General features: G+C 44.1%; 1 protein-coding gene. It reads right to left on the reverse strand.

Annotation, left to right across the window (positions count from 1 at the left end):
* Window positions 1–46: 46 nt before the first annotated feature.
* Window positions 47–764, reverse strand: a 718-nt coding sequence (locus tag ACY2RQ_RS19535) for a metallophosphoesterase family protein (RefSeq protein ID WP_490114687.1), incomplete at its 5' end; no start/stop codon positions are given.

The raw sequence follows: 764 nt of genomic DNA on the forward strand, positions 1-764 counted from the left end.
TAACGCCCGCATCAGGTGCGCCGAAGGCGTCACCTGGATGCGCTTGTTACATGGCGGTTCTTCCGCTCTCCAAGGCTATAGCCCAGTCCATGCGGTTTCTCTGCTTTGCAGCCTGGACAGCGTACTCATGTTTGTATGGAACTTTCATATGCTCAACCTGCCAACCAGATAATGTGTTTTCGACTGTGCAGTAAGAAGCCAAATTGGAATAGTTTTCCATTTTATGAGGAATTGGTTCATCGTCAAAATAAGCTGGCAACCCAACGCTTCCAGGGTTTACAACAAGTTTTCCATTACTGAGCTGCACAGAACGTGGAATATGAGTATGACCACATAAGATCAATGATTCCTGAATCCCTACCAAAAAATCCAAGATTTCTGTTTCTGGCCTTACTCTGGCATAGCCCTCAGAAATATCCTCAAGCATATAGACTAAATCATTCTCTGGGGTGCCATGACAGAGGAAAACCTCAGTATTCAGAGACTGGGTTGTGGGTAATTCTCTCATCCATTGAAGCGGCTCTTTACCCAACTCGGATAGGATAAATTGCATTGTGGGGTTTGAGGAAATCTCTGATTCTGTAGCTTGATAAATTTGGCGATCTTGATTCCCTTGAATCGTTACTATTTCTTCTGTTTGGAGAAGGTCATAAGTTTCTCTTGGAGCCAAAGGCCCATACAAAATATCTCCAAGATTTATAAGACCATCAACGCCTTTGCGCTTTGCATCCAATAGCACGGCTTCCAAAGCCCATACATTGCTA

It is taken from the genome of Parendozoicomonas sp. 209JJ7-1, assembly GCF_058147085.1.